Source organism: Streptomyces sp. NPDC050264, from assembly GCF_040655895.1.
Lineage (GTDB): Bacteria > Actinomycetota > Actinomycetes > Streptomycetales > Streptomycetaceae > Streptomyces.
Window position 1 is genome coordinate 178,433 of sequence record NZ_JBFAKV010000007.1, and the last position, 9,437, is coordinate 187,869.

Here is a 9,437-nt window from a genome sequence, read left to right on the forward strand (position 1 = left end):
TCACGCCCTGTCCGCGACGCGTTCGCCGAGTAGGCCTTGTGGCCTCAGCAGCAGTACGAGGATGAGCAGGACGAACGCCCAGACGGAGGCCCAGCCCTGGCCGCCGAACTGTTCCATGCCGGGCACGTCGGAGATGTAGGCGGTGGCCATGGCTTCGGCGAGGCCGAGGACGACGCCGCCGAGCATGGCGCCGTAGATGTTGCCGATGCCGCCGAGTACGGCCGCGGTGAAGGCTTTGAGCCCTGCGGCGAAGCCCATGTCGTATTGGACGGAGCCGTATTTGACGCCGTAGGCGACGCCGGCGACGGCGGCGAAGACACCGCCGATGGCGAAGGCGATGACGATGATGCGGTTGGTGTCGATGCCCATGAGCTGGGCGGTGTCCGGGTCCTGGGCGGTGGCCTGCATGGCGCGGCCGGTGCGGGAGAGGCGGACGAAGAACGCGAGGACGGCCATGCACAGGGGGGCGGCGATGATCAGGAAGATGTCGCCGCTCTGGATCCGGATGGATCCCAAGTGGAAGGGGCCGAAGGGGAGTTGCGGGAAGACGCGGGCGCTCTTGGCGTCGGGGTAGAGGTTGAAGACGAGCTGCTGGATGGCGAGGGAGAGGCCGATGGCGGTGATGAGTGGGGCCAGCCGTGGAGCCCCGCGTAGGGGGCGGTAGGCGAAGCGTTCGGCGCCGACGGCGATGAGGGTGGCGACGAGTGCGCCGCCGATGAGCATGGCGGGGAGGGCTATCCACATGGATATGCCGTCGGGGAGTACGAGGAAGACCGTGAGCGCGCCGAACGCGCCGGTCATGAAGATCTCGCCGTGGGCGAAGTTGATGAGCTGGACGATGCCGTACACCATCGTGTAACCGATGGCGATCAGCCCGTACATCGAGCCGAGGAACAGCCCGTTGGCCAGCTGCTGCGGCAGCGTGTTCACCGCGTGGCCTCCATGGGTGGGGAGTGTGGGGCAGGTATATGGGTGGGGCCGCGCGGTGACGGGTCGTCGTGGCCGCGCGGCCCCTGGGCGGTGCGGGTGGATCAGCCGGCGTCGTAGGTGCCGCTCTTGACGGCCTTCCATTCGCCGTTGCTGACCTGGTAGACGGTCAGCTGCTTGTTGGTGGTGTCGCCGTACTCGTCGAAGGCGACGGGTCCTGCGATGCCGTCGAACTTGCTCTTCTGGACCTCTTCGACGACCTTGGCGCGGGCGTCGGAGGGAACCTTGCCGTCCTTCACGACGTTGCCGACGGCCTTGATGATGGCCGTGGCGGCGTCGTAGGAGTAGCCGCCGTAGGTGCCGTAGTCGCCGGGGTACTTCTTCGCCTTGTAGGTGGAGATGAACTCCTTGGCGGCGGGCAGGGTGGTGACGGGGACGCCGACGGAGGTGGCGAGGTCGCCCTCGGCCGTCTTGCCGGCGGTCTTGATGTAGGTCGGGGTGAACATGCCGTCGCCGCCGAAGAGCGGGATCTTGGCGCCGGCGTCCTTGAGCTGCTTGGTGAGGACCTGCGACTCGTCGTACTGGCCGCCGTAGTAGAGCAGGTCGGCGCCGGAGTTCTTGATCTTGGTGACGAGGGTGCCGAAGTCGCTGCTGCCGCCGCTGGAGATGGTGGTGACGTGGTCGGTGCCGACGACCTTGCCGCCTGCCTTCTTGAACCCGGCGGTGAAGAGCTTGGCGAGGCCGGCGCCGTAGGTCTGCTTGTCGTCTACGACGTAGACCTTCTTCTTCTTGAGCGTGTTGTAGGCGTAGTCGGCCGCGAAGCCACCCTGGAGGGCGTCGGTGGTGGCGGTGCGGAAGTACGTCTTGTACGTGCGCTTCTTCGAGGTCTGCCAGTTCTTGCCCTGGGTCAGCTCGGGCGCGGTGTTCGAGGGGGAGATCTCGACGAGATTTGCCGTGGCGAAGACCTGCTGCATGGAGGTGGCCACACCCGAGTTGAGGGGGCCGACGACTCCGAGCACGTCCTTGTTGGCGACGAACGCGGTGGCGTTCTGCTGGCCGGTGGCGGGGACGGCCTTGTCGTCCTGTGCCTTGACCTCGAAGGTGACACCGGGGACGGTGTTCTTCTTGTTGGCGTCGTCGACGGCGATCTGGACGCCGTACTGGATGCCGAGGCCTGTCGCGGAGTTGGCGCCGGTCAGGGGGGCGTCGACGCCGATGACGACGGTGGTCTTCTTGTCGCTGCTCGAGCCTTTGCCGTCGTCGTCGCGCGATCCGCAGGCGGTGAGCGTCAGTGCTCCGGTCGTGAGCACGGTGGTGAGTATGAGCAGAGAACGGTGTCGCACGATCATTCCTCTCCCTGGCGCGGCCCCCGGGATCGGGGGCCGTGTGTCTCGCCGGGCCGTACTGGTGGTACAGGGGCCGTGCAATGGACGCGCCCGGCGGCGCGGTGACTGGCCGTGACTATAAGCGCAGGTCGAAGCGTGCGGAGGCGTGCGGGAGAGGATGTGACGCTCTTGTTATGCCGGGCCGCCTCCGGGTGGGTGCAGTGGGGGCGATTGGGGCGTATGCATATCGCACTCGCGTGTTCGCAATTCGAGAACGCCCAGTTCCGGTATGGGACTTGAGACGATCTTGGTCATCGCTTTCCGGGTGATCCGGTGCTGTGCGAGGGGTTGTGCCGGGGGTGGTGCGGGTGTAAAGGAAGCGAGTGTGACCGGCATGGGTGTGTTACGGCGTCGGTAACTGTGTGTTACTACCGTGTGAGATGGCGGGCGGGGCCGCAGGAGGCGCGGATCCACTGCGACAGGTCGCGGCGGTAGGCGCCGTCGAAGAGGAACATGTGGCGTTGCTGTGCGCGCCGGTTGTGCAGGGTCAGCTCTATGTAGGGCTCGTTGATGTCGTGCGGCAGGGCCGCGCAGTTGCTCGCGGTGAGGTGCGCGGTCAGGTGCCAGGGGTCGCCCGGCTCCACCGTCGCGGGCAGCGAGGGCGCGCTGTCCGCCGTCAAGTCATGGATGCCGGTGTCCAGTTGGCGTACGGTCACCGGGCTGGTGCCGGTGACGCTCACGGTGAAGCGGAAGCGGCCGGGGCCGTATCCGGGGCCGTCGTAGCGCAGCGCGGTCACCTGGGAGGGCCAGAAGGTGGGCGCGGACGGCGTGGGCATCGGGCGCAGCAGGAGGAACGCGGCGACCGCGGTGACGGTGAGGGCGATGCCTGTGGCCGCGCGGCGCCACGGCGGGGGCAGTGCGGCCCAACGTTCCGACAGGCGGGGGGAGTCGGAGCCGAACGCGTCGAGGGTGTCGAGGGTGTCGGGCCCGGACGGTGGGCGGGGATCGCCGGAGGGGTCGTACGGCTCGACGGGCCCGATGCCGCTCATGGCCCGACGGTAAGCCGGAATCCGTCGTACCGCCAACACCCTTGTCGTGCGGGCGAGTTGGGTGAGGCGGGTGTGGGGGTGCCGGCTGCGGGCGGGAGGGCGACCGGGCCCGTCGGGCCGGTTCGGTCAGGCTGTGGGCGGCGCCATGGGTGCGTCCTTGAGGACGCAGGTCAGGCGGGCGGTGCAGACCCGCTTGTCCTGCTCGTCGGTGATGACGATCTCGTACGTCGCCGTGGTGCGGCCGCGGTGCACGGGGGTGGCCACGCCGGTGACCAGGCCGGATCGGGCGCTGCGGTGGTGCGTGCAGTTCAGGTCGACGCCGACGGCGAGTCTGCGGCTGCCGCCGTGCAGCATCGAGCCGACCGAGCCGAGGGTCTCGGCGAGGACGGCGGAGGCGCCGCCGTGCAGCAGGCCGTAGGGCTGGGTGTTGCCCTCGACGGGCATCGTGCCGACGACGCGGTCCGCGGACGCCTCTTTGATCTCGATGCCCATCCGGGTGCCGAGGTGCCCGGCGGAGAACAGGGCGGGCAGGTCGACGCCGAGCGTCGCGTACTCGTCGATGACCTCTTGCGGGAACTTCACGTGGTTCTGCTCGCCCATGGGGACCGGCTCCGTCCGTCTGCCTGCTTGTCTGCGTACGAGAAAAACTCTCCCACCTGGCTGAGCAAACGCTCAGTCGGTCTTCGATTGTTCCAGGCGGACGACGACGGACTTGCTGGCGGGGGTGTTGCTGGTGTCGGCGGTGGCGTCCAGCGGCACCAGCACGTTCGTCTCCGGGTAGTACGCGGCCGCGCAGCCGCGGGCCGTCGGATAGTGCACGACGCGGAAGCCGGGCGCGCGCCGCTCGACGCCGTCGCTCCACTCGCTGACGAGGTCGACGTAGCTGCCCTCGGCGAGGCTGAGGTCCTTGGCGTCCTCGGCGTTGACCAGGACGACCCGGCGGCCGTTCTTGATGCCCCGGTAGCGGTCGTCGAGGCCGTAGATCGTGGTGTTGTACTGGTCGTGCGAGCGCAGGGTCTGCAGGAGGAGGCGGCCCTCGGGCAGGTGCGGGTACTCGACGGGCGCGGCCGTGAAGTTGGCCTTGCCGGTGGCGGTGTCGAAGCGGCGCTCGTCGCGCGGGGCGTGCGGCAGCGCGAAGCCGGCGGGGTCCGCCACGCGCGCGTTGAAGTTCTCGAAGCCGGGGATGACGCGGGCGACGCGGTCGCGGATCGTCGCGTAGTCCTTCTCGAACTCCTCCCAGGGGGTGGCGGATCCGTCGCCCAGGACGCGGCGGGCGAGCCGTGCGACGATGGCCGGCTCGGAGAGCAGATGCTTGCTCGCCGGCTCCAGGCGGCCGCGCGAGGCGTGCACCATGCCCATGGAGTCCTCGACGGTGACGAACTGCTCTGTGCTTTTCCCGTTCGGGCCGACCTGGAGATCGCGCTCGGTGCGGCCGAGGGTGGGCAGGATCAGGGCGCGGGCGCCGGTGACGGCGTGCGAGCGGTTCAGCTTCGTGGAGACGTGGACGGTCAGCGCGGCGCGGCGCATGGCCGCCTCCGTGACGTCGGTGTCGGGTGAGGCCGACACGAAGTTGCCGCCCATCGCGAAGAAGACCCGTGCGTCGCCGTCGCGCAGGGCGCGTATGGCGCGTACGACGTCGAAGCCGTGCTCGCGCGGCGGCGCGAAGCCGAACTCCTTCTCCAGGGCGTCCAGGAAGGCGGGGGCGGGGCGCTCGAAGATGCCCATGGTGCGGTCGCCCTGCACGTTGCTGTGGCCGCGCACCGGGCAGACGCCGGCGCCGGGACGGCCGATGTTGCCGCGCAGCAGAAGGAAGTTGACGACTTCGCGGATCGTCGGCACGGAGTGCTTGTGCTGGGTCAGACCCATCGCCCAGCAGACGACGGTGCGCTTGGAGGCGAGCACCATCTCCAGGGTCCGCTCGATGTCCGCGCGGGACAGGCCGGTCGCCTTCAGGGTCTCGGCCCAGTCGGCGGCGCGGGCGGTCGCGGCGAACTCCTCGTAGCCATGGGTGTGTTCGGCGATGAAGGCGTCGTCGGTCGCGCCCTCCGTGTCGAGGATCAGCTTGTTCAGGAGGCGGAAGAGAGCCTGGTCGCCGCCGAGCCGGATCTGCAGGAACAGGTCGGTCAGGGACGCGCCCTTGGTGAGGCCCTTGGGGGTCTGCGGGTTCTTGAACTTCTCCAGGCCCGCCTCGGGCAGGGGGTTCACGGAGATGATCCGCGCGCCGCCCGCCTTCGCCTTCTCCAAGGCGGAGAGCATGCGCGGGTGGTTCGTGCCCGGGTTCTGCCCGGCGACGATGATCAGGTCCGCCTTGTAGAGGTCCTCCAGGAGAACGCTGCCCTTGCCTATGCCTATGGTCTCCGTGAGCGCGGAGCCGGACGACTCGTGGCACATGTTCGAGCAGTCGGGCAGGTTGTTCGTACCGAACTCGCGGGCGAACAGCTGGTAGAGGAACGCCGCCTCATTACTGGTCCTGCCCGAGGTGTAGAAGACCGCCTCGTCCGGGGAGGAGAGCGCGGCCAGCTCCTCGCCGATGATGTCGAAGGCCCGCTCCCACGTCACCGGCTCGTACCGGTCGGCGCCCTCCGCCAGATACATGGGGTGGGTGAGGCGGCCCTGCTGGCCCAGCCAGTACCCGGAGCGCGTCGCCAGGTCCGCGACCGGGTGCGCGGCGAAGAACTCGGGCGTCACCCGGCGCAGGGTGGCCTCCTCGGCGACCGCCTTCGCCCCGTTCTCACAGAACTCCGCCGCGTGCCGGTGCTCCGGCTCGGGCCAGGCGCAGCCGGGGCAGTCGAAGCCGTCCTTCTGGTTGACCCGCAGCAGGGTCAGGGCGGTGCGCTTCACGCCCATCTGCTCGCGGGCGATCTTGAGGGAGTGCCTGACGGCCGGAAGCCCTGCCGCGTGGTGCTGAGGCGCGGCGACCTGCGGTGCGTCCTGAACCGGGTCCGAGGCGGGCGGCTTGCTGGCCATGGCTGGCTCCCCTTCGAGCTGGTCCTGCGAGCGTGCTGTGAAGTGCTGTGAGGTACGTCTCCGATCCTCGCACGTACGACTGACAGGGCCTCCGCCCGGTCCGGGATGGACCGGGCTGTCAGTGGGGCGTGGCAGGATCGGGGGCGTGGCAGAGAAAGCAGCAAAGACGGCGAAGACAACCGCGACGAAGGCGACGGGCCCCGGTGCAGGTGGGCGCCCCCGGCTGATGCTCATGGACGGGCACTCGCTGGCGTACCGGGCGTTCTTCGCGCTGCCCGCGGAGAACTTCACGACGGCGACGGGCCAGCCGACGAACGCGATCTATGGTTTCGCGTCGATGCTGGCGAACACGCTGCGCGACGAGGCGCCCACGCACTTCGCGGTGGCGTTCGACGTGTCCCGCAAGACGTGGCGCTCCGAGGAGTTCACCGAGTACAAGGCGAACCGGTCGAAGACCCCGGACGAGTTCAAGGGGCAGGTCGAGCTGATCGGCGAGCTGCTCGACGCGATGCACACGCCGCGTTTCGCCGTCGACGGGTTCGAGGCCGACGACGTCATCGCCACGCTCGCCACACAGGCCGAGGCGGAGGGCTTCGACGTCCTCATCGTCACCGGCGACCGCGACTCCTTCCAGCTCGTCTCGGAGAACGTGACGGTGCTGTACCCCACCAAGGGCGTCTCCGAGCTCACGCGCTTCACCCCGGAGAAGGTCGTCGAGAAGTACGGGCTCACGCCGGCCCAGTACCCGGACTTCGCGGCGCTGCGCGGCGACCCGTCGGACAACCTGCCGGGCATCCCCGGTGTCGGCGAGAAGACCGCCGCGAAGTGGATCAACCAGTTCGGTTCGTTCGCCGAGCTGGTGGAGCGCGCCGAGGAGGTCAAGGGCAAGGCGGGGGTGAACCTGCGGGAGCACCTGGAAGCCGTCAAGCTCAACCGCCGGCTCACCGAGATGGTGCGCGACGTCGAGCTGCCCAAGGGGGTCACCGACCTGGAGCGCGCGGCGTACGACCGCACCGCGATCGCGATGATCCTGGACACCCTGGAGATCCGTAACCCGTCGCTGCGCGAGCGGCTGTTCGCCGTCGACCCGGGCGCCGAGGAGGCCGAGGAGACGCCGGCCGAGCCGGGCGTGGAGCTCGACGGAAAGGTCCTCACCACCGGGGAGATCGCGCCCTGGCTGACCGAGCACGGCAATGCCGTACTGGGCCTGGCCTCCGTCGACACCTGGACGCTCGGCACCGGCTCGGTCACCGAGATCGCGCTCGCCGCCGCAGGGGGAGAGGCCGCCTGGTTCGACCCCTCGATGCTCGACGAGGCCGACGAGAAGGCCCTCGCCGCCTGGCTCGCCGACGCGGACAAGCCCAAGATTTTGCACAACGCCAAGGGCGTCATGCGGGTCTTCGCCGAGCACGGCTGGACCGTGCACGGCATCACCATGGACACCGCGCTCGCCGCCTACCTGGTCAAGCCGGGCCGCCGCTCCTTCGCACTGGACGCGCTGTCGCTCGAATACCTGGGCCGCGAGCTGGCCCCCGCCTCCGCCGCCGACGGGCAGCTCGCCTTCGGCACCGACGAGGACGACCAGGCCGAGGCCGACGCGCTCATGCGCCAGGCCCGCGCCATCCTCGACCTCGGCGAGGCGTTCGGCGAGCGCCTCAAGGAGGTCGGCGCGGCCGAACTGCTCACCGACATCGAACTGCCCACCTCCGTGCTCCTCGCCCGCCTGGAGCGGTACGGCATCGCCGCCGACCGTGCCCACTTGCAGGAGATGGAGCAGATGTTCGCGGGCGCCGTGCAGCAGGCCGTGAAGGAGGCGCACGCCTCCGTCGGCCACGAGTTCAACCTCGGCTCGCCCAAGCAGCTCCAGGAGGTCTTCTTCGGCGAGCTCGACCTGCCCAAGACGAAGAAGACCAAGACCGGGTACACGACGGACGCCGACGCGCTCGCCTGGCTCGCCCAGCAGACCGACCACGAACTGCCCGTGATCATGCTGCGCCACCGCGAGCAGGCCAAGCTGCGCGTCACCGTCGAGGGCCTGGTCAAGACGATCGCGGCGGACGGCCGCATCCACACCACGTTCAACCAGACGGTCGCCGCGACCGGCCGCCTCTCCTCGACCGACCCGAACCTGCAGAACATCCCGGTCCGCACGGACGAAGGCCGGGCGATCCGCCGCGGCTTCGTCGTCGGCGAGGGCTTCGAGTCGCTGATGACGGCCGACTACAGCCAGATCGAACTGCGCGTCATGGCGCACCTGTCGGAGGACGAGGGCCTCCTGGAGGCGTTCAACTCCGGCGAGGACCTGCACACCACGGTCGCCTCGCAGGTCTTCGGCGTCCCCCGGGACGCCGTCGACGCGGAGATGCGCCGCAAGATCAAGGCGATGTCGTACGGGCTCGCGTACGGCCTCTCCGCGTTCGGGCTCTCCGGTCAGCTGAACATCGAGCCGGGCGAGGCGCGGGTGCTGATGGACACGTACTTCGAGCGGTTCGGCGGCGTACGCGACTATCTGCGCCGGGCCGTCGACGAGGCGCGGGCCACCGGGTACACGGAGACGATGCTGGGCCGGCGCCGCTACCTGCCCGACCTGAACTCGGACAACCGGCAGCGCCGCGAGATGGCCGAGCGCATGGCGCTGAACGCGCCGATCCAGGGCACGGCCGCCGACATCGTGAAGATCGCGATGCTCAATGTCGACCGGGCGCTCACCGAGGCGAAGCTCACCTCCCGGATGCTGCTCCAGGTCCACGACGAAATCGTCCTGGAGATCGCGCCCGGCGAGGCCGCCGCCGCGGAGGAGTTGGTCCGTCGCGAAATGGCGGGCGCCGTTCAGTTGAGGGCGCCGCTGGATGTTTCGGTGGGGCTTGGCAGGGACTGGGAGTCCGCGGCGCATTAGCCTCCGGCGAGCGGGACGTTGAGCGGGGCGGCACCTGGGGTGCCGCCCCGCTTTGTCCGGTCGGGCGTGTGCCCGGTTCGGTCGCGTTGCCGGGTGCGGGTCCCGTCGTGGCTGGTCGCGCGGTTCCCCGCGCCCCTGAGCCGCGCACTGCGTGCGGCATCTCATCGATGGGAAGCGCGGCGAAGCCGCTGCTTCAGGGGCGCGGGGAACCGCGCGACCAGCCCCCACGCACCCACGCGTGCCGACGAATCCGGTCGGCCCGCGGTGTGGAGT

6 protein-coding genes are annotated in these 9,437 nt (G+C 69.6%); 1 reads left to right on the forward strand and 5 read right to left on the reverse strand.

Going from position 1 to position 9,437, the window contains the following annotated elements:
- The 5 genes from AB0J02_RS14725 to AB0J02_RS14745 all read right to left on the reverse strand — a co-directional run bounded on the left by AB0J02_RS14725 (position 1) and on the right by AB0J02_RS14745 (position 6,268).
- Positions 1-930 carry a branched-chain amino acid ABC transporter permease gene (locus AB0J02_RS14725; RefSeq protein ID WP_363194015.1) on the reverse strand — a complete coding sequence of 310 codons (930 nt, stop codon included), beginning with the start codon at positions 928-930 and terminating at the stop codon, positions 1-3.
- A gap of 101 nt (positions 931-1,031) precedes the next feature.
- Entirely contained in the window at positions 1,032-2,276 is a 1,245-nt protein-coding gene (locus AB0J02_RS14730; protein ID WP_363194016.1) for a branched-chain amino acid ABC transporter substrate-binding protein, read from the reverse strand.
- 404 nt (positions 2,277-2,680) lie between these two features.
- Positions 2,681-3,301 (reverse strand): hypothetical protein, encoded by a 621-nt coding sequence (locus tag AB0J02_RS14735; RefSeq protein ID WP_363194017.1) that lies wholly within the window; start codon positions 3,299-3,301, stop codon positions 2,681-2,683.
- A 126-nt stretch (positions 3,302-3,427) separates the two neighbouring features.
- The gene (locus tag AB0J02_RS14740) at positions 3,428-3,901 is read right to left on the reverse strand and encodes a hotdog fold thioesterase (protein WP_363194018.1); all 474 of its coding nucleotides are present in this window, start codon (positions 3,899-3,901) and stop codon (positions 3,428-3,430) included.
- A 72-nt stretch (positions 3,902-3,973) separates the two neighbouring features.
- Entirely contained in the window at positions 3,974-6,268 is a 2,295-nt protein-coding gene (locus AB0J02_RS14745) for an FdhF/YdeP family oxidoreductase (protein WP_363194019.1), read from the reverse strand.
- A gap of 226 nt (positions 6,269-6,494) precedes the next feature.
- Here AB0J02_RS14745 and polA point away from each other — a divergent pair, with 226 nt between their 5' ends.
- Positions 6,495-9,164, forward strand: a complete 2,670-nt coding sequence (polA, locus tag AB0J02_RS14750) for a DNA polymerase I (RefSeq protein WP_363194249.1) — start codon at positions 6,495-6,497, stop codon at positions 9,162-9,164.
- The last annotated feature ends 273 nt before the right edge of the window (positions 9,165-9,437 follow it).

Excerpts from the sequence above, each read along its gene's own strand:
- AB0J02_RS14730 (WP_363194016.1), bottom strand. The coding sequence starts at position 2,276 with ATGATCGTGCGACACCGTTCTCTGCTCATACTCACCACCGTGCTCACG.
- AB0J02_RS14735 (WP_363194017.1), bottom strand. The coding sequence starts at position 3,301 with ATGAGCGGCATCGGGCCCGTCGAGCCGTACGACCCCTCCGGCGATCCC.
- AB0J02_RS14740 (WP_363194018.1), bottom strand. The coding sequence starts at position 3,901 with ATGGGCGAGCAGAACCACGTGAAGTTCCCGCAAGAGGTCATCGACGAG.
- AB0J02_RS14745 (WP_363194019.1), bottom strand. The coding sequence starts at position 6,268 with ATGGCCAGCAAGCCGCCCGCCTCGGACCCGGTTCAGGACGCACCGCAG.
- polA (WP_363194249.1), top strand. The coding sequence starts at position 6,495 with ATGCTCATGGACGGGCACTCGCTGGCGTACCGGGCGTTCTTCGCGCTG.